General features: G+C 35.1%; 21 protein-coding genes, 1 tRNA gene and 1 pseudogene. 4 read left to right on the forward strand and 19 right to left on the reverse strand.

The features are described from left to right. Positions 1-11: 11 nt before the first annotated feature. The 4 genes from glmS to cdaA form a co-directional block, all read right to left on the reverse strand. Complete coding sequence (gene glmS / locus M3005_RS01435) at positions 12-1,835, reverse strand: glutamine--fructose-6-phosphate transaminase (isomerizing) (RefSeq protein ID WP_293793008.1); 1,824 nt, start codon at positions 1,833-1,835, stop codon at positions 12-14. A 267-nt stretch (positions 1,836-2,102) separates the two neighbouring features. Continuing rightward, positions 2,103-3,452 (reverse strand): phosphoglucosamine mutase, encoded by a 1,350-nt coding sequence (gene glmM, locus M3005_RS01440; RefSeq protein WP_293793010.1) that lies wholly within the window; start codon positions 3,450-3,452, stop codon positions 2,103-2,105. Positions 3,453-3,488: 36 nt separating this feature from the next. Next, complete coding sequence (locus M3005_RS01445; RefSeq protein ID WP_293793012.1) at positions 3,489-4,445, reverse strand: CdaR family protein; 957 nt, start codon at positions 4,443-4,445, stop codon at positions 3,489-3,491. Then, positions 4,445-5,290 carry a diadenylate cyclase CdaA gene (gene cdaA / locus M3005_RS01450; RefSeq protein ID WP_293793014.1) on the reverse strand — a complete coding sequence of 282 codons (846 nt, stop codon included), beginning with the start codon at positions 5,288-5,290 and terminating at the stop codon, positions 4,445-4,447. Before cdaA ends, M3005_RS01445 begins: the two co-directional genes overlap by 1 nt. A gap of 156 nt (positions 5,291-5,446) precedes the next feature. Here cdaA and M3005_RS01455 point away from each other — a divergent pair, with 156 nt between their 5' ends. Next, positions 5,447-6,109 carry a DUF1361 domain-containing protein gene (locus M3005_RS01455; protein WP_293793016.1) on the forward strand — a complete coding sequence of 221 codons (663 nt, stop codon included), beginning with the start codon at positions 5,447-5,449 and terminating at the stop codon, positions 6,107-6,109. 29 nt (positions 6,110-6,138) lie between these two features. Here M3005_RS01455 and M3005_RS01460 read toward each other — a convergent pair whose 3' ends face one another. Both M3005_RS01460 and murB read right to left on the reverse strand, forming a co-directional pair. Then, positions 6,139-8,103 (reverse strand): Na+/H+ antiporter, encoded by a 1,965-nt coding sequence (locus M3005_RS01460; protein WP_293793018.1) that lies wholly within the window; start codon positions 8,101-8,103, stop codon positions 6,139-6,141. Between the two features lie 11 nt (positions 8,104-8,114). Beyond that, positions 8,115-8,999 carry a UDP-N-acetylmuramate dehydrogenase gene (gene murB, locus M3005_RS01465; RefSeq protein WP_293793019.1) on the reverse strand — a complete coding sequence of 295 codons (885 nt, stop codon included), beginning with the start codon at positions 8,997-8,999 and terminating at the stop codon, positions 8,115-8,117. 101 nt (positions 9,000-9,100) lie between these two features. On the opposite strand from murB, the gene M3005_RS01470 reads away from it, so the two are divergent. Next, the gene (locus M3005_RS01470; RefSeq protein ID WP_293793020.1) at positions 9,101-9,637 is read left to right on the forward strand and encodes a 3'-5' exonuclease; all 537 of its coding nucleotides are present in this window, start codon (positions 9,101-9,103) and stop codon (positions 9,635-9,637) included. A 16-nt stretch (positions 9,638-9,653) separates the two neighbouring features. On the opposite strand, the gene M3005_RS01475 is transcribed toward M3005_RS01470, so the two are convergent. From M3005_RS01475 to gap, 12 genes are all read right to left on the reverse strand, one after another. After that, positions 9,654-10,154, reverse strand: coding sequence for a GNAT family N-acetyltransferase (locus tag M3005_RS01475; RefSeq protein WP_293793021.1), 501 nt, complete (start codon positions 10,152-10,154; stop codon positions 9,654-9,656). Between the two features lies 1 nt (position 10,155). Beyond that, positions 10,156-10,629, reverse strand: a complete 474-nt coding sequence (gene tsaE, locus M3005_RS01480; RefSeq protein ID WP_293793023.1) for a tRNA (adenosine(37)-N6)-threonylcarbamoyltransferase complex ATPase subunit type 1 TsaE — start codon at positions 10,627-10,629, stop codon at positions 10,156-10,158. 15 nt (positions 10,630-10,644) lie between these two features. Continuing rightward, positions 10,645-11,610: a phosphate acetyltransferase gene (gene pta, locus M3005_RS01485; RefSeq protein WP_293793024.1), complete on the reverse strand. Its 966-nt coding sequence runs from the start codon at positions 11,608-11,610 to the stop codon at positions 10,645-10,647. Positions 11,611-11,621: 11 nt separating this feature from the next. Beyond that, positions 11,622-12,311 (reverse strand): uracil-DNA glycosylase, encoded by a 690-nt coding sequence (locus M3005_RS01490; protein ID WP_293793025.1) that lies wholly within the window; start codon positions 12,309-12,311, stop codon positions 11,622-11,624. Between the two features lie 83 nt (positions 12,312-12,394). Further along, a complete protein-coding gene (smpB, locus tag M3005_RS01495) occupies positions 12,395-12,868 on the reverse strand; it encodes an SsrA-binding protein SmpB (protein ID WP_053949776.1) in 474 nt (157 codons plus the stop codon). Positions 12,869-12,889: 21 nt separating this feature from the next. Next, on the reverse strand, positions 12,890-15,238 hold the full coding sequence (gene rnr / locus M3005_RS01500; RefSeq protein WP_293793027.1) for a ribonuclease R: 2,349 nt from the start codon (positions 15,236-15,238) through the stop codon (positions 12,890-12,892). Positions 15,239-15,390: 152 nt separating this feature from the next. Beyond that, positions 15,391-15,630 (reverse strand): preprotein translocase subunit SecG, encoded by a 240-nt coding sequence (gene secG, locus M3005_RS01505; RefSeq protein ID WP_053949774.1) that lies wholly within the window; start codon positions 15,628-15,630, stop codon positions 15,391-15,393. A gap of 103 nt (positions 15,631-15,733) precedes the next feature. After that, the gene (locus M3005_RS01510; RefSeq protein WP_293793030.1) at positions 15,734-17,260 is read right to left on the reverse strand and encodes a ClC family H(+)/Cl(-) exchange transporter; all 1,527 of its coding nucleotides are present in this window, start codon (positions 17,258-17,260) and stop codon (positions 15,734-15,736) included. Between the two features lie 94 nt (positions 17,261-17,354). After that, positions 17,355-18,674, reverse strand: coding sequence for a phosphopyruvate hydratase (gene eno, locus M3005_RS01515; RefSeq protein WP_053949772.1), 1,320 nt, complete (start codon positions 18,672-18,674; stop codon positions 17,355-17,357). A 98-nt stretch (positions 18,675-18,772) separates the two neighbouring features. Next, positions 18,773-19,534 (reverse strand): triose-phosphate isomerase, encoded by a 762-nt coding sequence (gene tpiA, locus M3005_RS01520; RefSeq protein WP_293793032.1) that lies wholly within the window; start codon positions 19,532-19,534, stop codon positions 18,773-18,775. Between the two features lie 174 nt (positions 19,535-19,708). Further along, complete coding sequence (locus M3005_RS01525; protein WP_293793033.1) at positions 19,709-20,923, reverse strand: phosphoglycerate kinase; 1,215 nt, start codon at positions 20,921-20,923, stop codon at positions 19,709-19,711. A 159-nt stretch (positions 20,924-21,082) separates the two neighbouring features. After that, positions 21,083-22,096, reverse strand: coding sequence for a type I glyceraldehyde-3-phosphate dehydrogenase (gene gap / locus M3005_RS01530; RefSeq protein ID WP_053949769.1), 1,014 nt, complete (start codon positions 22,094-22,096; stop codon positions 21,083-21,085). Positions 22,097-22,345: 249 nt separating this feature from the next. Between gap and M3005_RS01535 the strand changes: the two genes are divergently transcribed. Together M3005_RS01535 and clpP are read left to right on the forward strand one after the other, a co-directional pair. Next, positions 22,346-22,417 (forward strand) — tRNA-Arg (locus M3005_RS01535). A 95-nt stretch (positions 22,418-22,512) separates the two neighbouring features. Next, positions 22,513-23,109 (forward strand): annotated as a pseudogene (gene clpP, locus M3005_RS01540) (ATP-dependent Clp endopeptidase proteolytic subunit ClpP); the annotation flags it as partial. Positions 23,110-23,144: 35 nt separating this feature from the next. Here the strand turns inward: clpP and whiA are convergent. After that, on the reverse strand, positions 23,145-24,080 hold the full coding sequence (whiA, locus tag M3005_RS01545; protein ID WP_293793037.1) for a DNA-binding protein WhiA: 936 nt from the start codon (positions 24,078-24,080) through the stop codon (positions 23,145-23,147). Positions 24,081-24,085: the final 5 nt, after the last annotated feature.

Consider the following 24,085-nt stretch of genomic DNA (forward strand, 5'->3'; position numbering starts at 1 on the left):
ATCTTTTTTTATTATTGAACTGTAACACTCTTAGCAAGGTTTCTTGGATGATCAACATCAAGACCCTTGTTTAAACTAGTGTAATATGCAAGTAGTTGTGCAGGAATAACACTTAGTAGTGGAGTTAATAGTTCATCTACATCTGGAACCACAATGTCATCGTTTTCTTTTGATAGTGATTCGGTAGCGATAGTAATAGCCTTAGCTCCACGTGCCATTGTTTCTTCTAGGTTACTTCTAGTTAATCCAGCAGTATTTGATTGAGTAATAATTCCAACAACAGGAGTGTCTTCTTCAATCAAAGCAATAGTACCGTGTTTCAATTCTCCAGAAGCGAATCCTTCAGCTAAAATGTATGAAATTTCTTTTAATTTTAGTGATGATTCTAGTGAAACGAAGTAATCGATACCTCTACCAATGTAGAATGCACGGTTAGCGTCAGCAAAATATTTCTTTGAAATTTCGTTAATTGTTTCTTTTTCATCAACAATTGATTGCATACCAGTTGCAACAAAACCTAATTGTTGTTTTAAGTTAAAGTCCTTCGCCTTAGCGATACCTTCAGATTCACCTAAAGCCTTAGCTAAAATAGCTTCAACAGTAATTTGAGCTGTGTAAGCTTTAGTAGAAGCCACTGAAATTTCAGGACCCGCATGTAGTAGCAATGTGTAGTTAGATTCACGTGATAATGTTGAGTTAGCAACGTTAGTAATTGTTAAACTCTTGTAGTTCAAGTGATTTAGGTTAACTAATACTTCACGACTATCTGCAGTTTCTCCACTTTGACTTAAGAAAATGAAGAATGGATTCTTTGATAATAATGGCATGTTGTAAGCAAATTCAGAAGAAACGTGAACTTCAGTAGGAACTTCAGCAAGTTTTTCGAATAATTCCTTACCAACTAGTCCTGCATGGTAACTAGTACCAGCAGCGATAATGTATAGACGATCTGATTGCTTCATTGCATCTAATAAGTCTTCTTGAACTACTGGAGTACCATCTTCGTTTAGGTATTCAGCAGAAAGTTTTCTCATTACATTTGGTTGTTCATCGATTTCCTTTAGCATGTAGTATGGGTAAGTTCCCTTGTCAGTATCACTGGCGTCAATATCTACATGGAATGGTTTTCTGTCATTTACAACATCCCCATTCTTGTCTTCGATAACAACTGAATCAGGTTTAACAGTAACGAAGTCACCATCATCAAGTTCTAAGAAGTCATGAGTAATGTTTAGCATAGCTAGAGAATCAGAACATACAACGTTGCAGTCTTCTCCTAAACCAATCAATAGAGGACTCTTATTCTTTGCTACATAAATAGTGTCTGGTTCTTCACGATCCATTAATTGGAAAGCGTATGAAGCACCCTTAAGTAGTGATAATGCTTTCTTGAATGCATGCTTAGCATCTAGATTTTCTTTAACTGCAAAGTAATCAACTAATTGAACAACTACTTCTGTATCAGTTTGTGATGTGAATTCTACATCACTTAGATATTCTTCCTTTAATTCACGGTAGTTTTCGATAACTCCATTGTGAACAAGATAGAAACGGTTGTCTTGTGAGAAGTGAGGATGTGCATTTTCAACAGTTACTCCACCATGAGTTGCCCATCTAGTATGAGCAATTCCAGCACTTCCATTGATGTCCATGTCACTAACAGCATCTCTTAGGTTGCTAATAGCACCTGTTCTCTTAACAAGATAGTCTTTATTTCCTTCGTCATTCACATAAAGTCCAGCTGAATCGTAACCACGATATTCTAGCTTTTGTAAACCGTTAACTAAAATATCAACAGCTTTTTTGTTTCCTGTTACCCCAACAATTCCACACATATTAATTTTCCTTTCGAATTTAATTAAGTTATTTTATTTTTCATTTTATTATCATTTTTTTGACATATTCTAGAGTACAAGTTTTATGTCCAGTTGTCAATTGATAAATATCAAATTGGTATAGTTTATCAATAACTGTATTTTATACCAATATATCAATATTATAAAGCATTATGCAGTATCTATCTTTAGAAAAAATTAATAATTGGTATGGACAATTTAAATGAGCTAAAAGCATAAAAAAAAGACCTAAATGGTCTTTTTTTGTTAAATCCCGAATTTATCTGAAACGACATCTGCAATACGTTTTGTGTAGCCATCAACTAACTCTTGAGTTGGTGCTTCAGCCATTACTCTAAGTAATGGTTCAGTTCCACTAGGTCTAACTAGCACTCTTCCGTCGCCATTCATTTCTTTTTCAACTTCAGCAATAACATTTAAAACATCTGCGTCTTCTTGTGCAGCGTCTTTATCGCTAACTTTAACGTTAATTAATTGTTGTGGGTACTTAGTTACTTCCGCTGCTAATTCGGATAACTTCTTACCAGTATCTTTCATAACATGAAGCAATTGTAAACTGGTCAATAATCCATCACCAGTAGTATTAAAGTCTAAGAAGACGATGTGACCTGATTGTTCACCACCAAGGTTATAACCAGATTTATTCATTTCTTCAACCACATAGCGATCTCCTACCTTGGTTTGCACGTTGTGCATTCCATTAGCTTCCATCGCTTTGTACATTCCTAAGTTACTCATAACAGTAGTTACTACAGTGTCTTGTTTTAGTCGACCGTGATCTGACATGTATTTTCCACAAATGTACATGATTTTATCACCATCAACTAGTTCACCATTTTCATCTACCGCTAAACAACGGTCACCGTCACCATCAAAAGCTAAACCAATTTCAGCTTCATTTTCAACAACCATCTTTTGTAGTTGTTCTGGGTGAGTAGAACCAACTTGATCATTAATATTTACACCGTTAGGCATTGTTGCCATGGTTTCAAAATCGATTCCCAAATCAGCATATAATCTAGAAACTAAATTACTAGTTGCACCGTTTGCTGAATCAACACAAATCTTCATTCCTGATAAATCATCAGGAACAGTTTGTTCTAAGAAACGAATGTATTTTTGACTACCTTCTGAATAATCATCAACAGTTCCTAATCCATCTGATGATGGTCTTGGTAAATCATCTTCTGATTGTTCTAAAATTTCTTCGATTTCTTCTTCAAGTTCGTCAGATAGCTTATAACCATCTGAACCAAAGAATTTAATTCCATTGTATTCAGCTGGATTATGTGAAGCAGTAATCATTACACCAGCAGATGCGCCTTGAGTTCTTACAAGGTAAGCTACACCTGGAGTAGTAACTACTCCCAATTGTAAAACTTCAATCCCAACAGATAACAATCCTGCGATTAAAGCATTTTCAAGCATTTGACCAGAAATTCTAGTATCTCTAGCAACTAGTACTTGTGGTTGACCTTCTGATTGGCTGTGCTTAGTTAAAATGTATCCCCCAGCTCTACCACATTTGAAAGCAAGTTCTGGGCTTAAATCTTTATTAGCTATTCCTCTTACTCCATCGGTTCCAAAATATTTCATAATTTAATCTCCATTTCATCCTTAGATTTCATCAATCTATTCGGGTTTGACGGTAACCTTAATATTATCAGGATCAAAACCGCTGACCTCATTTAAATTTTTATCCAATGCTACCGTGACTACCTTTTTAGATGTAATTCCAGAGACATCAACATAAGCAGTCACATGCTTAATTGCTTTTAGTTGTTTTTTAGTTCCAAAAACTTTAACCGTATCTGTGTCAGAAGAAAATGAGAAACTTTGTTTTGAAGAACCATTTTCTGCCTTAAATTTAATTGGAACGTTCTTATTGTTTCCACTGCTTATTGGCAAATTAACAGAGGTAGTTGATGGTGTTACTATAACATTAACAATTCTACCTTTTCTATCAAGAGCTTCTAAAACAGCTGAAGAACTGATTGTTTTCTTTGTGTCTTGGGGAATACTCAATTGAGCAACCACATTTTTAATCTTCGCAATTTCGTTTTGCGCACCTGTTATTTTTACTTTATCAGTTCCTAATACAGGCTTACCAGCATAATATCCATCAGCGATGTTTGAAGATGTGTATTGTGCTGTAACAGGGAATTCCACTGTCTTACGTGGTTGAATATTAACATAAATATATGCTGGATTAATGTAATATCTTAATTCATTATTCAATCCATCTTGATATAAACGCACTTTATGGTATCCGACACCTAATTTAGTTAAATCAGCATAAACCTTAAAGTTTTGTGTGTTAACGGTAGTTGTTACTAGTGCTGTGGGACCAGTAATTTTCACATTAACCTTTTCCGGATAACCTGTCACAAAATACTTAGTATTATTAACGTTTAATTGAAGCGGTACCGAAATATGAGCTGTTTTGTTGGAAGTTAACTGAGTTTCTTCAGCATTATTACCACTCGTGCCAGCACCAAATAATTTAGTTTGGTTAACATACGCAAATAATAGAATTGCAAATAATAGTGAAAGTAGTCGTAATGACCATGGGCTATTTAACTTTTTCATTATTTTTGCCCCCTTACACTTTGCTTAATCTTTTCCACCCAATTGTAAATAGTTGTAAAAACTGTCTTATTCATTGGGTCTTGCTTGGTGATTAATTGATCCTTTAAGAACTTAATGTAATCATCGGTATTCATACCACGAAGCAACTCATTATTTTTAGTAATTGAAACTTCACCGGTTTCTTCAGAAATAACGATGGTTAATGCATCAGTAACTTCTGAAATCCCAACGGCAGCGCGATGCCTTGTTCCTAATTCTTTTGGAATCAAATTACTTTGTGATAATGGTAAGTATGCAGCGGCAACTGCTACACGGTTATTACTAATAATAACGGCACCATCATGCAATGGTGTATTTGGAATAAATGTATTTATCAATAGTTCACCAGTAACATCAGCGTCTAGCTTAATTCCTGTTTCGATGTAATCTTCCAATCCAGTATCCATTTGAATGGTCATTAAAGCACCAATTCTTCGTTTAGACATATATTGAATCGCTTTGTCTAGCTCCACAATCATCTTTTCATTTTCAACATTTTGATTTTGTGCATGTTTGATTATTGATCCACGACCCAAGTGTTCTAGACCGCGTCTAATTTCAGGTTGAAAAATAACAATAATTGCAATAACTCCCCAGTTAATAACTTGGTCAGTCAAGTAAGATACTGTCGTAAATCCAAAGACGACACTAATAATCTTAACAATCGCAATTACTAAAACCCCACGGAATAATTGGACCGCTTTAGTGCCCTTCAACAGGATAATAACTTCATAAATTATGAACCATACAACTAAGATATCTAATAGATTACTTAGTGTTAATATATTGCTCCAATTTATTCCCATATCTATTCCTCCAATATAATTCATACTATTTATTATATCACTGATTATGTCATATTTTTAGGTATATAATATTGATTATATTTTTTAAGCAATAATTGTTCAATAATTAAGTTTTAAGCGTTAAAATAAATATATATAATTTTGAGGAGCATAAGTATGTTTAAAAACGTTCGTTGGCAAGTACGCTTAATATTTATTTTATGGATTATTTTTCTTTCGGTGATGGTCAAACCACCATTCACATTCTTAGTATTAAATACAATTTTAGGATATATTCCAATTGAGCTAAGTTTAGAGCTTACTAATAAGTACATTGAAAAATCATGGATCTTTTGGCCAATACTAATCCTTTGGTTAGTATTTTATCCCAACGCTCCATATCTATTAACTGACTTATTTCATTTAACTTTACTTCAACCATACGCTCCTAACGGTTTATTAAGATTATCTACAACCATGTGGATTAACTATGCTTATCTACTAATTAGTGCACTGGGCTGCTCACTAATTGGATTTTATGGACAATTTCAAATTGTTAACCGTAGTTGCGCATTCTTCTCAATTAAATCAAAAGCATTTAAAGTCTTTATTATTCTAATCCTAAACATCGTTGCTTCTATTGGTATCTATGTCGGTCGCTTCCTTCGTTTCCATACCGTTTACCTATTACTTTCTCCACGATTAGTAATTAAACAATTAAGCGAAATGTGGACACCAAAGATGTTAGTCTTCGTAGTTATCTTAACAATTCTTCAATCATTCGTATATTGGATTTTGTACCTAATTATCAAAGACGCCAAAGATGAAGAACATAAATAAAAGAGCATCCATAACTGGATGCTCTTTTATTATTCATCTGAACTTAATTCTTGATTTTCAACATAGTTAACTTCTTGACGTAACTTAGAAGCCAATTCGATACTAATCTTATCGTTAATCAATAATTCGTGAATCGCTTTTCTTTGTGCTTCCAATTCACGTTCTTTCGCAATTCGATAGTATTTATCGTAGTCTAATGATCTGGTTCTAAGTGCCATATCAAAGTTAGTGTATTCGTCAACAATTGCATTAACTACTTCTGAATTACCTAATTGTTTTAACATTTTGACGGTATATTCGTTAACTAAGATTAATGCTTTTTGTATTTTTAATTTTTGTTCTTTGTCAGAACGTTGTCTAAATAGCCATAGTTTAGTAGTTTGAATAGCTGAGATGATTTCTAAACGAATGTTGTATTGGTTAAACGCAACAAGTGTTTTTAATTCACGATGGTTAATTTGATAGTTAACAGCATTCGCTTCTTTTTTAGTTAAGATGCCTTGTGCAACTAACTTTCTAACAGCTTGATGTTCATATCCGACTGCTAGTGCACGAATACTTTTTTCAACTTCATCAGGCTTAATTGATGATAATTGTTTGATCATCAATTCGCATTGGTCAATCAAGATGTTACCAATATGCTTATCGGTATGGTCCATCTTTTTGATCTCATCGATTACGTAATTTAAAACATAAATGCGCGCTTTTTCTTCATTCCAATGGTTATCATTATTATATTCAACCACATGGTCGTTCTTAGCCAAAATTGGTAAGACAAATACGGCTGCTAAAAGACTTAGCACAATCACAATTGATGCGATGAATAGCACTAATTCACGGTCTGGAAAGGCCTCATTCTGAGCTGTAATCAATGGTATTGATAAAATCCCAGCCATTGTAATCGCACCTCTAACACCTGAGAAACCAACGATGTTAGCAGTTCTAACATCCACGGGACCAACTTTTTTGGTCGTAATTAAGTTATGACAAATTTCATATAATAAAATCCAAACAATTCTAATAATTAAAATTATTAACCAAGTCACAACAGCGTATGCAATTGATTGGAAAGTGTTGAACTTAATTTCATTAATAACAGCTTCCATCGCAAATGGTAATTCAATTCCTAGAATTAAGAACACGATTCCATTTAGTAGGTAAACGATTAAGTTCCATGATTGCTCACTAATTAGTTGTAATTCGGCTGATGAAGCCAATGTAGAATCGTTGTACACATGGTAAACAATTCCCGCAGTAACAACTGCAATAACTCCTGAGGAATGGAAATAATCTTCCGCCAATAAGTAAATTACAAATGGTGATAACACTTGTAAAACAACGTTAAATACCACATTAGTTAAACCGTTTTTGTACAACCATTTTCTCACTAACGAAATTACTAACATCGTTACAACCCCAATGATTGCACCAATTATACTAATATAGAAAAAGTCAGTAACTGCGTTTTTAATTGAAAATGCTCCATATACGGTAGCTGCTACCGCATATTTGAAACCAATCAATCCACTAGCGTCATTAATTAGACTTTCACCATTAACCAAATGCAAAATGTTTTTAGGTAATCGCACCTTTTTAGCAATTGATTCAACAGCGATTGGATCTGTTGGTGATAAAATTGCAGCTAATGAAAAGGCAACTGGCAGTGGCATTGATGGAATTAGTTTATAGATTAAAATTCCACCTAAAGTCATTGTGATAAACACCAAAATAATCGCATTTGCGAAGATTGGCCATCTTAATTCCCAAAGTTCTCCCTTCGGAAAGCGTCTTCCGTCATTGAACAATAATGGCGCAATGAATAAAAGTAAAAACCAATCTGTACTTAAATTGATACTAAAGTTACCAATTAATGCTAACCCAATCCCAAAAGCAACTTGAATTAAGCTAACTGGAATTGCCTTAACATAGTGATTGACCGCTGTTGATAGTAGTAGTAATCCCGTTAATATTAGAATAATTTCAATGAGCTGCATTAATAATCCCCCTATTTATCTTGTCCTATAATTCTCACTTCTGTTTCCAAATGAACTTGATGTTGCTTATAGACTGTTTCTTGAACATGTTTAATTACATTCAAGTAGTCTGTTGCAGTAGCATGATCTACATTGACAATGAATCCTGCATGTTTAGTTGATACCTGTGCTCCCCCAGATTGATATCCTTGTAATCCAGCATCGTGAATTAACTTACCAGCGAAATATCCTTCTGGGCGTTTAAATACGCTCCCACATGATGGCAATTCCAATGGTTGTTTGGATGCTCTTAATTCATTTAGCTCATCCATCTTAGCTTGGATTGTGTTTTTATTACCTGGAACTAGTTTAAAACTAGCTTCTAAAACAATGTCATTTTGTTCTTGGATTAAACTGTGTCTATATCCAAAATCTAATTCATCATTGTTAAAAATTTTAATTTCATTTTCTGATGTTAATACCGTAACAGTATCGATAACTTCTGCAGTTTCGCCACCATAAGCACCAGCATTCATGTATACTGCCCCACCAACACTTCCTGGTATCCCCGCAGCAAATTCTAAGCCGCTTAATCCATTTTGTTGGGCAACAATTGTAGTATCAATATAACGAGCTCCCGCTTGGGCAATTACATATTCACCTTTTGAAATAATTTTATTCATATCGGTTAAAATAATTACTAAACCACGAATTCCCCCGTCTTTTATAATTAGGTTACTAGCATTACCTAATACAGTGATGGGTAATTGTTGTTCTTTTGCCATTATTAATAGTGATTGAACTTCTTTAATATCCTTTGGAAATGCAATTAAATCAGCAGGACCACCAGTTTTTGTGAATGTATATTTAGATAGTGATTCGTTTTTTAAGATTTTTATTTTTTCCATATTTGTCATTTCCCTTAATTCATAATTTATCTGATAATATAATTTTACCACGAGAGCCCATACTTATACCATGTTATAATCGTAACAGAAACAACGAAAGGATACTAATAATGAACTTTGTAGCAATCGATTTTGAAACAGCCAATTATCAACGCGATAGTGCTTGTTCCCTTGCTTTAACCGTCGTAAGAGATAATCAGGTTGTAGATGAGTTTTATACACTAATTAATCCCGAAGTAGAATTTAACTACCGAAACACTCAAATCCATGGCATTAGCGAAGAAGACGTCATTGATGCACCTACTTTTCCAGAAGTATGGAAAGTCATTAAACAGTTCTTCACGAAAGATCAACTGGTCGTTGCTCACAATAATGCCTTTGATAATTCGGTCCTTTCTAAAAGTCTACTAAGATATGATTTAACTGTACCAATTTATCAAACTTTAGATACAGTCAAAACTTGTAAGTACTTCTTCCCAGAATGTACTAACCATAAACTAAATACTGTTTGTGATTATCTAGGCATCACACTAAACCATCACCACAATGCATTAGATGATAGTTTAGCTTGTGCTAACATCTTAATTTATCAACAAGAACATTTTGACGATGAACAAATTAAGAACTATATCAGACTAAAAAAATAAGTATCCAATCGGATACTTATTTTTTTATGGTGTATTTAAATTCAAAAGTAGAATTAAATCCACCGCGAGCATTTAAAACTCTCTTCTTTGTAATTTCAAATCCAGAATGTTGATAAAGATTAATGGCATGTTGATTTGTTTTTTTAACAACTAAAGATAGTGTGGATAAATTACTATCATAGGTTGCCCAATCAATCATAAAATCCATCAACTGCGTTCCAATTCCCTTATGACTGTATTTATTTAAGACCGCGATACCGATTTCTCCGATTCCGGAATCATTGATTTCTTGAACTTGAATCATCCCGACAACTTCTCCATCCAGTTCAGCTAAACCAATTAAAAAACTTCTAGTCTGGTTGACTAACATGATCTCTCTTTCCTGTTCTTTAAGTGGCATCGTTCCTAAACTCGGATCGATTGTAAAAGCGTCTGATTCTTTCTTCAATTGAACCAATAAATTAATAAATTTTTTCGCATCCTCAGGCATTGCCCTTCTAATGACTAAATTAGTCATATTAATTTCCTTGTGGACAAACTTTATCCACAATTTTTTCAAAACGGCTACCATTAGGTTCAAACTGAATCGTTCTAAAATCAGTGCCTTTTTCATCATCTCTTCTAAAAATGATTTTTAAGTAATTGCTTGGTAATTGATCAGAAATAAATTCAGACCATTCAATCACGTTTACACCATCACCGTTAAAATATTCTTCTAAACCTAATTCATCCCCACTACCATCATCTAAACGATAAATATCCATATGATATAGCGGTAGACGACCACCTTGATATTCACGAATAATCGTAAAAGTTGGGCTTTTAATGTTTCTTTTGATACCTAATCCCTTTGCGAGACCCTTGGTGAATGTAGTTTTACCTGCACCTAAGTCTCCATCCAATAAGATTACATCTTTGGGTTCTAAAAATTCAGCAATCTTTTCACCATAAGATTGAGTTTCTTCTGGTGATTCAACATTAATTGTAATCAAAGAAACCACCTCCAATTATAGAGATTGAATTGCGTTAATAATTGCGACGTTGTATACATCTTCAGCAACACAACCACGTGATAAGTCAGAAACTGGTTTAGCTAAACCTTGTAGTAATGGACCAAATGCTTCGAATCCACCTAAACGTTGAGCAATCTTGTATCCAATATTTCCAGATTGTAATTCGGGGAAGACAAATACGTTAGCTTGACCCGCAACATTTGAACCTGGTGCCTTTTTGTTGGCAACTTCGGGAACTAATGCAGCATCAAATTGAAGTTCCCCATCTGATGGAACATCCAATTCAGTCTTAGCCATTTCAGCCGCTTCTTGTACTTTAGATACCATTTCACCTTTAGCTGATCCCTTAGTTGAGAAACTTAAGAATGCCACCTTTGGATCAATGTTAAATTGTTTAGCAGTAATTACACTTTGCTTAGCGACTTCTAGCATACCTTGAGCATCTAATTCAATGTTAATTGCACAGTCAGCAAAAATGTATCTAGTATCACCCTTTTGCATTAAGAATGAACCTGAAATACGGCGCATGCCTTCTTGAGTCTTAATAATTTGTAGTGCTGGTCTAACAGTGTCTCCAGTAGCGTGAGCTGCACCTGAAACCATTCCATCAGCTTTATCCATGTAAACTAACATAGTACCGAAGTAGTTAGGATCCTTTAACCATCCAGCTAAATCTTCACGAGTATTTTTACCGTTACGGCGTTCTTCTAGCGCATCCAACATTTCTTCGAAATCAGCTTGTGGATAATTTTCAATGTCGATAATTTCGATTTTTGAAATATCAAAGTTATCCGCATTATCTTTAATTGCTTGTGGATTACCTAATAAAACTGGTTTGATAATTCCTTCATTCGCTAAACGACTTGCTGCTTCGATAATTCTAATATCTTCACCTTCTGGAAAAACAATTCGTTTGTCCAATCCACTAATTTTTGCTTTTAATTCATCTAATAAACTCATCTTACTTCCTCCTATTGGTTGTTAACATGTTCTGGCAATTGCCAATCGATTGGTTGTTCTCCCATAGCTTTTAGCGCTTCATTAGTCTTGGAAAATGGCTTCGAACCAAAAAATCCACGATGCGCTGATAAAGGACTTGGGTGAGCAGATTCAATTACAATATTGGTTTCTGTATCAATCAACTTAATCTTGTCTCGGGCAGCTCTTCCCCACAATATAAACACCACCGGTTCAGGCCTTTCAGATAACTTAGCAATTGCTGTATCTGTTAATTGTTCCCAACCTTTGGATTTATGTGAGTATGCGACACCATCCCTTACAGTTAAAACAGAGTTCAACAATAATACACCTTGTTTCGCCCACTTTTCTAAATAACCATGATTAACTGGTGTTACCCCTAAATCTGATTGTAATTCTTTATAAATGTTTCTTAGTGAAGGCGGAATCTTCACCCATGGCAAGACTGAAAAACTTAATCCATGTGCTTGATGGGGTTCATGATACGGATCTTGACCTAATATCACTACTTTCACCTTCGAAAAAGGTGTCCATTCAAATGCTTCAAAAATTTGCGTCGCATTAGGATGAATTGTTTCGTGTTCATATTCATTTAATAGAAATTTACGTAAGTCTTGATAATATTCTTTTTCAAATTCTGGTTGTAATACTTCCCACCAGTCATTATGAATAAACGGTTTCACGATAACCACCTCAATATTAATTTTATCATATTTAGGCTAATTTAACATTGCAAAAAAAGCGTCTCTGCAATAGCAGGACGCTTTTAGTAATGTTTTAAAACACGAGAAATTTCACGTTCTTGATCACGTTTCTTCATTGTCTCACGCTTATCGTATTCATGTTTACCTTCAGCCACACCAATTAAAACCTTAGCAAAACCCTTTTTTAGGTACATCTTAAGAGGAACAATTGTTACACCCTTTTTATCTGTTTCTTTCGCTAATCTTTTAATTTCTTGTTTGTGAAGTAACAACTTTCGATTTCTTAGTGGATCATGGTTAAATTGATTACCTTGTTCGTATTCACTAATATGAATATTCATCAAGGTAGCTTGACCATCCCTAATTTGAGCAAAGCCATCTTTTAAATTAACTCGGCGTGCTCGGACAGACTTGATTTCAGTCCCAGTTAAAGCAATTCCAGCTTCATAAGTTTGGGTAATTCGATAATCATGTCGTGCCTTTCGGTTTTGAGCCATTAAGTTATCATCTTTATTAGTTGATTTCTTTTTAACCATTATCAATCACCTCTCAAGCAATTAATGTCTTGAATTAGAGTTGTTTTTGTTATTTCTACCGTTGCGGTTGTTGTTTCTTGAACGGTTATGATTGAACTTACCATTCTTGTTGTCATTGCGACGATTATTGTTACGACGACCACCACCATTACGGTTGTTTCTACCATGAGCACCATTTGAACTACTTGGTGCCTTGATGTTAGACATTGGTGTTTCTTCCGGATTAACAATATCAAAATCAACTGCACTTTGATCAACATCAACATTTACAACTTTAACTTTGATTGGTTGTCCAATCTTGTAAGTTCTATGAGTGTTTCTACCTACAAGGGCTAGGTATTGTTCAATGTATTCATAGTAGTCATCTTTCATTCTACTAATATGAACTAAACCTTCAACTGTATTTGGAAGTTCGATAAACATACCAAACTTCAATACTGAACTAACTGTTGCTTCGAATTCTTCACCGATGTGATCAGCCATAAATTCAGCTTTCTTCATTGCGTCAGTATCACGTTCAGCATCGATTGATCGACGTTCTGCCTTTGAAGAATGGTCTGAAATTTCTTCAAGTAATCCAGCATATTTAGCTTTAGATTCCTTGTTAATACCGTTTTCATCGTAATGGTGAATTAAACGGTGAACAGTAGTATCTGGATATCTACGAATTGGAGAAGTGAAATGAGTGTAGAACTCAGCTCCCAAACCAAAGTGACCAAGTGGTTGATCAGTATATCTAGCTTGTTTTAAACTTCTAAGCATCATAACTGATACCGCAGGTTCTTCTGGTTTACCAGCAACCTTACGAAGAACGTTTTGTAATACCTTAGGTTTTAAGTGATCTGGATCACCCTTAACTTCTACCCCAAAAGCAGTTAAGAATTCGAAGAATGTCTTAACTCTTTCTCCATCTGGAGTTTCATGCACACGATAAATAAATGGTGCATGTGCTTTACAATAGTGTTCAGCAACAGTTTCGTTAGCTGCCAACATGAATGATTCAATCATTCTTTCGGCAGTACCACGAACTCTTAGCTTAATGTCAATTGGGTGACCATTTTCGTCAACAATGATTTCTGCTTCATTATCATCGAAATCAATTGCACCACGACGGCGACGTTGTTTGTACAAGATTTTGTGTAATTCGCCCATTTCTTCAAACATAGGAACTAAGTCTTTGTAACGATCCATAGTGCTTTCATCATGAGCTTCTAAAATATCGTTTACGGCCTTGTAAGTCATACGAGCTTTAGACTTCATAACACTTGGGTGAATGCTGTGGTTAACAACTTGACCAGCAGGGTTAATTTCCATGTCACAACTCATACATAAACGAAGTTGACCTTCATTCAATGAACAAATTCCGTTTGATAATCTTCTTGGTAACATTGGAATAACTCTATCTGTTAGGTAAACAGAAGTTCCACGTTTGTATGCTTCTTCATCTAAAAGACTACCAGGTTTTACATAGTGAGAAACATCGGCAATGTGAACACCTAGATGATAGTTTCCATTTGGTAATTTCCATACAGTAACCGCATCATCTAAATCCTTTGATGATTCTCCATCAATAGTAACCAATGTTTGATCAGTAATGTCTTCTCTTCCTTCTTTTTCTTCTTCAGAAATTTCTTCAGGAATTGCATCGGCTTCTTGTAAAACATCTTCTGGGAATTGTGCAGGAATTTCATGTGCGTACACGATTTGTAAAATATCAATTCCTGGGTCATCAACACTACCAATTACTTCTTTGGCAATTCCGACCATGTAGTCAGGATGATCTGGACTTGGGTATTCTGTAATTTCAGCAGTAATTACTTCCCCAGCTGTTGGCTTTAATCCAACTCCAGTAATGTAGAACTTGTAGTTCATTAATTTCTTTTCTTTAAGCTTAATTTGACCGTAGTATCCATTGTCATCATCAGACTTGAAGAATTCACCAACAACTTGTTCGTAATGTCTTTCAACGATGTTAACAACTTTTCCTTCAGGGCCCTTGCCTGCGTTTTGTTCAGCCTTTTTAACGATTTCAATTTCAACGGTATCACCATTCATGGCTTGAAGGGTATTGTCAGGTGCAATAAATGCATCTTCCAAGTTTTCGTCATAGTTAACGAATCCAAATCCCTTAGGATTAGCATGGAATGTCCCTTCGATTTTTTCTCCTTGCGCGTTTAACTTGAAATTGCCGCTTTCAGTGACAACAACAGTTTTTTCGCGTTCTAATACTGCAAGAGATTGTACGATTAATTTAAATGCGTTTGCTCCGTGATATCCTAATTCATCTGCGAGTTGTTCTACAGAGAATTCTTTTCCGGAAAACTTCTTTAACACATCATGAATTTCTTGTTTTAAACTATTATCTTCCAAAATTGACTCCTTAAATCTATATTTTTGACCTTAATCAAATTCGTTATTTATTAATTTATATTTTAACATTTTTATAACTACAATAAGCATATGATTGTTTATTTTTTGCATAAAAAAAGCTCCTGTAACATATTCGTACAGGAGTTAATTAACTAGTGTGAAGAGAACCAAACTAGTCCAAGTGCAGCTGCAAAGAAAATAATTAATAGCACAACTGTTACTTTTTGCATAAATGCTTCAAAACCACGTGGCTTAGCGTTAGCGAATAAATCATCTGCACCACCGGTTAAAGAAGACATTGCGTCATTATTAGTCTTTGCTGGTTGCATTAAGACAGCAATAATAATTAATACACTGTCAATCCAAATTATATCCATTAAGAAATTATACAATTCGTTGCCTCCTACCTAAATGTAAATAGGTTTCATCTTTAACTTTATCTTTACAGCCTAGTTTATCATAGAAATGATAAACATGCCAATTAAACCAGATTTTTTAATCGTCCAGCGTTAATTTTTCCACATGAGAATAAACATATCCACGATTATCATAGTTTGTTGATAACTCGATGTTATCCCCAGCCTTTAAGATAGTATCCCCATCCGGAACAATATACTGTTCATTTCGTTTAATTGCTCTAATGATACAACCATCAGGCCAATTGATATCCTTTACTGCCGCTTGATCCATTACAGACCCTACTTGAATAGAGAAATATAGGTTTGTTAGTTTTCCACTTGTTAATAACTTTTGCGGACTTAACATTTTTTGTAGCATTTCATTATAAATTGGACTTCCACCCAATAAATCAGTTACTTCATAAGCAACTAAGGTCACAAAAGCTAATGACATCAAGTTTTGTAGTGATCCAACCATTTCAGTAATTAACAAAATAGCTGTAAATGGTGCTTTCCCTACACAAGCAAAGAATCCACTCATTGATATGATAATGAAGTTAACAAAATAAATCTGTGGTAAGACTCCGTATGATATCAATATTTGGGCATAAATCGCCCCTATTAGTGCTCCTAATGATAACATTGGTAAAAATATGCCACCGGGTAAACCAGTTGAATAAGACAAAATAGACATGAAAAATCTAATAATTAAAAACCAGATCAAAATTGTTAGTGTTGGTGTTACTTTGGCGATTAATAAAACCATTGTACTTCCACCACCTACGATTGTGGGTAAGTACATTTCAAATGGAATTACTAACATAAATGGAATTGTTATCCACACAATGTTTGGAACCCAGTTCAATTTTTCATATAGATCATTAATATGCAATGTTGACCATTCATAAATCATTCCGCACAATCCTAAAATAATCCCCAAACCAATTAAGTAAGGATAAATGTGTAACGGAATCACATGTGAATATGCCATGTGTAAAACGGGAACCTTGCCAAAGATAGCACTAGAAACAAAATTTGCACTTACAGCAGCTGATAATGAAACTATCCACACTGATGTGGAAAAGTTATGATAGATCTCTTCTAGTACAAATAATGTACTAGCAATGGGTGCATTAAATGCCGCAGATAGTCCAGCTGCAGCTCCACCGGAAACTAAAACTTTTTCATCATCGCTGTTTTGTTTCAACAATTTGGAAAGTCCTTGCGCAGTGGTCGCTCCTAATTGAATTGAAGGCCCTTCTCTTCCTAAGAATAAACCACTGGAAATCGCTAAAATCCCACCTACGAATTTTTTAGATAGAACCGACCACCAAGAATAAGTTAATTCACCATTTAGTAAACCTTCTACTTGTGGAATTCCTGAACCTTTGATGTTTTTATCTTCTTGAATCAAGCTATAACCAATTAACGCAATTAAAACGTTAATCAATATCAATAGCGCTAAAAAGCCTAAATTATGTTTAGCTAATTTGGCTAGTAATAGGAAACCTTTTGATAGGTTCTCAATTCCTAGTCTAAATAAACTAACTATTAATCCCGCAGCGATTCCAATCAGTACCCCATATAAAACTGATTTAAACCTTTTAATATTATCAACTTGCAAATTGTCCGCCTCTTTATCCACATGAAATAACATTCAAAAATATGTACAAAAAAAGCATTGAAACATTCAATGCTTTTTTATTTATAACAAGTTATTATTTGTTAATAACGTTGTTACGAGCTTCTTCAGTTAGGTTGTAGAATGAGTTGATACCCTTGTATTCTGCAACTGAAGCTAATTGATCTTCAATTCTCATTAGTTGGTTGTACTTAGCGATACGTTCGCCACGACTCATTGAACCAGTCTTAATTTGACCAGCGTTTAGAGCAACAACTAAGTCAGAAATTGTAGTATCTTCAGTTTCACCTGAACGGTGAGAGATGATAGCTGTGTAGTTAGCTTCTTTAGCCATTTCAACAGCGTTAACAGTTTCTGTTAAAGTACCAATTTGGTTAAGCTTGATTAGGATAGCGTTAGCAACGCCACTCTTAATACCTTTTTGTAGGTAATCAGTGTTAGTTACGAATAAATCATCACCAACGATTTGAACTTTCTTACCTAGGCGTTCAGTAGCCATTTGCCAGTCTTCCCATTCGTTTTCATCCAAAGGATCTTCGATTGAGATAATTGGGTACTTGTCAACTAATTGTTCTAGCAATGTAACAAATTCATCAGCAGAGTATGACTTACCATCACCTACTAAGTTGTACTTCTTAGTTTCTGCATCGTAGAATTCTGAAGCAGCACAGTCAAAGGCGATTGAAACGTCTTTACCTGGTTTGTAACCAGCACGTTGAATTGCTTCTACTAAAATTTCAAATGGTTCTTCGTTGTTCTTCAAGTCAGGGGCAAAACCACCTTCGTCACCTACGGCAGTTGAGTAACCCTTTTCGTTCAAGATAGCTTTTAGGTTGTGGAAAGTTTCAGCACCCATACGGATAGCTTCCTTAACAGTTTCCGCACCAACAGGCATGATCATGAATTCTTGGAAGTCAACCTTGTTGTTGGCATGTTTACCACCATTGATAACGTTCATCATTGGTGTTGGTAATACGTGTCCATTGAAACCACCTAAGTAGTTGTATAAAGGAACACCTAGTTCATCAGCAGCAGCACGCGCAGCAGCTAAAGAAACACCTAGAATAGCGTTAGCACCTAACTTACCTTTGTTAGGAGTTCCATCTAGCTTAATCATAGCTTCATCGATAGCAACTTGATCAGTTACATCGTAACCTACGATTTCTTTTGCGATGATGTTATTAACGTTGTTAACAGCCTTAGTAACACCTTTACCCATGAAACGGTTTTTGTCACCGTCACGTAATTCAACGGCTTCGTGTTCACCAGTAGATGCACCTGAAGGAACGATACCGCGTCCCATTGCACCTGCTTCAGTATATAGTTCTACTTCAACTGTAGGATTTCCACGAGAATCTAGTACTTCTCGAGCATAAATATCTGAAATAATTGACATTTTATTCTCTCCTTAATGAAAGTTGTTACCTCGGAATCAAGGCTACTTTCATTTTATTATTTTAACGACTAACTTTCAATAAAAAACTGTTCAATCTGTTAATTATTTTGATAATTAACGATTTTTATGAATTCTTCGGCCTTCAAACTGCTCTTTCCAGGAAGAACTCCATCCACATCCTCTTGCTTCATAATTTCAGCAACATTGCGTGAATTAACACTTCCACCATATACAATTCTAATTTCGTTAGCGATATCTTGACCATATAGATCAATTAAAGTTTCGCGAATTAAAAAACAAGCTTCTTGAATTTCTGCAGCACTAGCAGTACGACCAGTTCCAATTGCCCAACTAGGTTCGTAGCCAATCACCACGTGCTTGGCATCTTCAGGTGAAATCCCCTTCAATGCTTCAATCACTGGGTTTACCACCCAATTCATTTCATCGACTGTCTTTCTTTTTGCCATGGTTTCATCACAACAAATTATCGGTGTCATATTATTTTTAATTACTGCTTTTACTTTTTTATTAATCATTTTGTTTGATTCGTCAAAGTATTTACGACGTTCAGAATGACCAAGCATCACATACTTAACGCCCATGTCGGCTAGTGCCATTGGACTAACTTCACCAGTATATGCTCCTGAATCTTTATAAAAGCAGTTTTGTGCTGCGGTTTTTAAGTTTTTTTCTTCTTTACAAAATTTAGTCAAAGCATCCATATAAATTGAAGATGCAGCAATTGCACATTCCACGTCATGTGGATCTGGCAATCTTCCTTTGACTGTACTTAGGAAATCTTCTACTTCAGATAATGTTAAGTTCATCTTCCAATTTCCAACAATAAAAGGAGTTCTCATTTTATACCTCCTATACTCTTATTATAATTATCGTTTAACGCCACAATTTAATGATATCATTTTTCGCAATGAATATCCTGTTTAGCAATTACCTTGTTAGGCAATTCCCACTCCTCTTATTATACAAAAAAAAGACCCGATGTTATACATCGAATCTTAAAAAGATAACTTATCTTATTTATCTGTGATTGAAGCAATACCTGGTAAAGTCTTACCTTCCATGTATTCTAGAGAAGCTCCACCACCAGTTGAAACGTGTGATAGCTTGTCAGCAATACCTAATTCGTTACATGCGGCAGTTGAGTCACCACCACCAACAACAGTAGTTGCGTCAGTTAGTTGACCTAAGAACTTACCAACAGCTAATGTACCGTTAGCAAAGTTACTCATTTCAAACACACCCATAGGTCCGTTCCAAACAACAGTCTTAGCATCTTTTAGAACGCTTTCGAATAATTCAATACTCTTAGGACCAATATCTAGAGCCATTTGACCATCAGGAATATTTTCACCAACAGTTTGAATTGGAGCATCGTTGTTGAATTCTGGAGCAACGATTGAGTCGATAGGTAGAACAATCTTGTCGCCACCCTTTTCTAAGATTTCCTTAGCAGTATCAATCTTGTCCTTTTCAACTAGTGAGTTACCAATTGAGAAACCTTTAGCAGCGTAGAATGTGTAAGTCATTCCACCACCGATGATAATTTTATCAGCTTTATCTAGTAGGTTGTCGATAACACCAATCTTATCTGAAACCTTTGCACCACCTAAGATGGCAACAAATGGACGTTTAGGATCGTTTACGGCACCACCGATAAATTTAATTTCTTTTTCCATTAGGAAACCAGCAGCAACAGGTTTGTCGTTAGCTTCCATAGCAGTTGCAATACCAACGTTTGAAGCATGTGAACGGTGAGCAGTTCCGAATGCATCGTTTACGAAGCAGTCACCAAGTGAAGCCCAGTATTCACCTAACTTAGGATCATTACCCGATTCACGTTTAACAGTTTCACCGTCAACAACGTCTTCAAAACGAGTGTTTTCAACAACAACAATGTCACCATCGCTCATGTTGTTAATTGCATCTTCAAGTTGTGAACCTTCTGTTTCAGGAACAAAAGTAACAGGCTTGTTGATTAGTTCAGATAGCTTTGCAGCAACTGGACGTAGTGAAAGTTCTTTCTTATCATCTTCACTCTTGATTCTACCAAGATGTGAGAATAATACAGCCTTTCCACCATGTTCGATTACGTATTTGATTGTTGGAATAGCACCAACGATACGACTAGTATCACCAACAACGCCATCTTTAATAGGAACGTTGAAGTCAACACGCATTAAAACTTTTTTACCTTTTAAATCTAAATCAGAAACAACTGTCTTAGCCAATCTAGATTACCTCCCAAACAATATTTAATAAATAAATGTAACAATTTCAATATACTTCATTTAAAGTATAATTTCAAAGATTTTTAAAATTATTTATTATAAAAAATGGAGGAGGCATTTGCCTCCTCCACCTTAAAACTTGCTAAATTATAATTAAGATTATAGTTGAGCGAAGTGTAGTAAAGTACGAACCATGTTACAAGTGAAGCCCCATTCGTTATCGTACCATGACCAAACTTTAACAAGTTGGTCGTCACCGAATGTAGTAACATCAGTTTGAGTAGCATCAAATACTGATCCGTGAGTATCACCAATGATATCACTTGAAACGATTGGTTCATCGTTGTAACCAAATGCTTCGTTACCTTCAGTGTATTCTTTCATCTTAGCGTTAATTTCATCAGCTGTTACGTTCTTCTTTTCAACGATAGCAGTTAATTCAGTTAATGAACCGTCAACAATACCAACACGTTGAGCAACACCATTTAACTTACCGTCAAGTTCTGGAACAACAAGACCTAGGGCCTTAGCAGCACCAGTTGAATGAGGAATAGTGTTAGTTGATGCAGTACGGTTGTTTCTGAACTTCTTACCACGAGGGCCATCTAAGATAGCTTGAGTTGAAGTAAAGGCATGAATAGTAGTCATAGTACCAACTTTGATACCAAAGTCCTTGTTCAAGAAGTAAGCAGTTGGTGCAATACTACTTGTAGTACATGAACCAGCTGAAACAATCTTGTCATCTGAGTTTAGAGTATCCAAGTTAACACCAGGAACAACAGTCTTAATTTGACCTGCAGGTGCAGAAATAAGAACACGCTTTGCACCAGCGTCTAAGTGAGCTTGTGATTTTTCTTCTGAAGTGTAGAAACCAGTACATTCTAGTACAAAGTCAACACCATCATTTTTAACCCATGGTAGGTCAGCGGCATTGCGTTCAGCGTAAACTGGAACTTCCTTACCGTCAACAACGATTCCGTTATCAGTTGAAGTAACTTCACCTGGGAATTTACCATGTGTTGAATCATATTTTAATAAGTATGCAAGCATTGAAGGAGTTGTTAAATCGTTGATAGCAGCAACTTCAATTTCGTCTGAGTTTAGTTCGTGGATACGTTTGAAAGCCAAACGACCAATACGACCAAAACCGTTAATACCAATTTTTACAGTCATAACTGTTTTCCTCCTAGAGAAATAAATTTAAGTACTACGTACGGATTAAATGTTACTACTTTTTTACTGATCAGTCTACAATACTTGCTCAGTATTTTAAAAATAATTACGAATAGTTATTTTTATTAAAGTAGTTGTCTAATCCTACTTCATTAGTATATCAGTGCTATTTTATGTTTGCAAATCAATTAGCTCATTCACTATCTTGAATTTTAACGCCAATTCCGCTATAGTTTAACCTGTTTAAACGCATCTGTAGTGTAATGGATAGCACCAAAGATTCCGGTTCTTTTAATGGGGGTTCGATTCCCTCCAGATGCACTAGTAATTATTATAGTTAAATCATTTGACCTTAATTGACCATTGATATAAAATTATAATAATTCAAAAATGAATTATCTGTAAGGGAGGATAACACTATGAATTTAGTCCCAACTGTCATTGAACAATCATCAGGCGGTGAACGTGCATATGACATTTACTCAAGATTATTAAAAGACAGAATCATCATGCTATCAGGTCCAATCGAAGACAACATGGCTAATACCATTATTGCTCAACTATTATTCCTTGATGCACAAGATTCTGAAAAAGATATTTACCTATACATCAACTCTCCAGGTGGTGTGGTAACTGCAGGTATGGCAATTTACGATACTATGCAATTCATCAAAGCTGATGTTCAAACCATCGTTATGGGTATGGCTGCTTCAATGGCCAGTGTGCTAGCATCTTCAGGTGCCAAAGGTAAGCGCTTTGCTTTACCTCACTCTGAAGTTCTAATTCACCAACCTTCTGGTGGTGCCCAAGGTCAACAAACTGAAATCGCTATTGCAGCGGAATCAATTTTGAAGACTAGAAAGATGATTAACGAAATCTTAGCTCAAAACTCAGGTCAATCAATTGAAAAAGTTAACCTAGATACTGAACGTGATAAATACTTAAGCGCTCAAGAAGCTGTTGACTACGGTTTAATTGATAGCATCATGACTAACAGTTCTGAACGTAAATAATAAAAAAAGACTTAGCTATGACAGCTAAGTCTTTTTTATATCGCTTCTTCTCTTAATTTGTCAGCAAACTCATTAATTTTTCTTAATCTGTGGTTAATTCCTGACTTAGAAATACTCCCACTTGGTAGTGATTCGCTAAGTTCTTTTAAACTAACCTCTGGCATTTTCATTCGAGTCATTGCGACTTCATATAATTTTTCTGGTAAGTGATCTAAACCAACCGTTTCATCAATGAACTTGATGTTAGCTAATTGCTTAGTTGAAGCATTCGCTACCTTGTTCATATTAGCAGTTTCGCAATTTACCAATCTATTAACAGAATTACGCATATCTCGCATAATTCGCACATCTTCGAATTTAAGCATTGCATTAGTGGCACCAATTAATTGTAAGAAGTTAGCTATCTTTTCAGCTTCCTTCAAATACGTGATGTATCCACTTCTTCTATCGGTTGTTCGAGAGTTTAAATCGTAATTATTCATCATTTCAGAAATCATGTCATTATGTTCTTCATACAATGAATATATTTCCAAATGATATCTAGAAGTTTCCGGATTATTTACAGAACCACTGGCTAAAAACGCCCCTCTTAAATAAGAACGTACTTGGGAATCGTCTTTTAATAATTCGACTGGAACCCTTTCGACGATTTGGAAATTTTCTAAAATCCCTAAGTCATCCAAGATTGCTTGTGCTTGATCAGCAATTCGTACAACATAGACATTATTTTTATTTAATTTCATTTTCTTTCTAACAACTAACTTACTTTCAACCTTATAAAATTCTAAGATTAATTTGTAAATTCGACGTGCTATGGCAGGATTTTCTGTTTGAATATTTAGAATAATCTTACGATTAGCAAGCGAAATTGAACCGTTCATACGAATTAATGCCATCAATTCCGCCTTCGCATTCTTTTTATGCACTTCTAAGGTTGTTAGTTCTTTTTTTACGTCACTAGCATATGACATGTTGC

Origin of the sequence: Apilactobacillus sp. (assembly GCF_025290035.1) — a bacterium.
GTDB lineage: Bacteria > Bacillota > Bacilli > Lactobacillales > Lactobacillaceae > Apilactobacillus.

Bases quoted from the DNA above. Each gene is read 5' to 3' on its own strand.
- glmS (WP_293793008.1), bottom strand. From the start codon at position 1,835: ATGTGTGGAATTGTTGGGGTAACAGGAAACAAAAAAGCTGTTGATATT.
- glmM (WP_293793010.1), bottom strand. From the start codon at position 3,452: ATGAAATATTTTGGAACCGATGGAGTAAGAGGAATAGCTAATAAAGAT.
- M3005_RS01445 (WP_293793012.1), bottom strand. From the start codon at position 4,445: ATGAAAAAGTTAAATAGCCCATGGTCATTACGACTACTTTCACTATTA.
- cdaA (WP_293793014.1), bottom strand. From the start codon at position 5,290: ATGGGAATAAATTGGAGCAATATATTAACACTAAGTAATCTATTAGAT.
- M3005_RS01455 (WP_293793016.1), top strand. From the start codon at position 5,447: ATGTTTAAAAACGTTCGTTGGCAAGTACGCTTAATATTTATTTTATGG.
- M3005_RS01460 (WP_293793018.1), bottom strand. From the start codon at position 8,103: ATGCAGCTCATTGAAATTATTCTAATATTAACGGGATTACTACTACTA.
- murB (WP_293793019.1), bottom strand. From the start codon at position 8,999: ATGACAAATATGGAAAAAATAAAAATCTTAAAAAACGAATCACTATCT.
- M3005_RS01470 (WP_293793020.1), top strand. From the start codon at position 9,101: ATGAACTTTGTAGCAATCGATTTTGAAACAGCCAATTATCAACGCGAT.
- M3005_RS01475 (WP_293793021.1), bottom strand. From the start codon at position 10,154: ATGACTAATTTAGTCATTAGAAGGGCAATGCCTGAGGATGCGAAAAAA.
- pta (WP_293793024.1), bottom strand. From the start codon at position 11,610: ATGAGTTTATTAGATGAATTAAAAGCAAAAATTAGTGGATTGGACAAA.
- smpB (WP_053949776.1), bottom strand. From the start codon at position 12,868: ATGGTTAAAAAGAAATCAACTAATAAAGATGATAACTTAATGGCTCAA.
- eno (WP_053949772.1), bottom strand. From the start codon at position 18,674: ATGTCAATTATTTCAGATATTTATGCTCGAGAAGTACTAGATTCTCGT.
- tpiA (WP_293793032.1), bottom strand. From the start codon at position 19,534: ATGAGAACTCCTTTTATTGTTGGAAATTGGAAGATGAACTTAACATTA.
- gap (WP_053949769.1), bottom strand. From the start codon at position 22,096: ATGACTGTAAAAATTGGTATTAACGGTTTTGGTCGTATTGGTCGTTTG.
- whiA (WP_293793037.1), bottom strand. From the start codon at position 24,080: ATGTCATATGCTAGTGACGTAAAAAAAGAACTAACAACCTTAGAAGTG.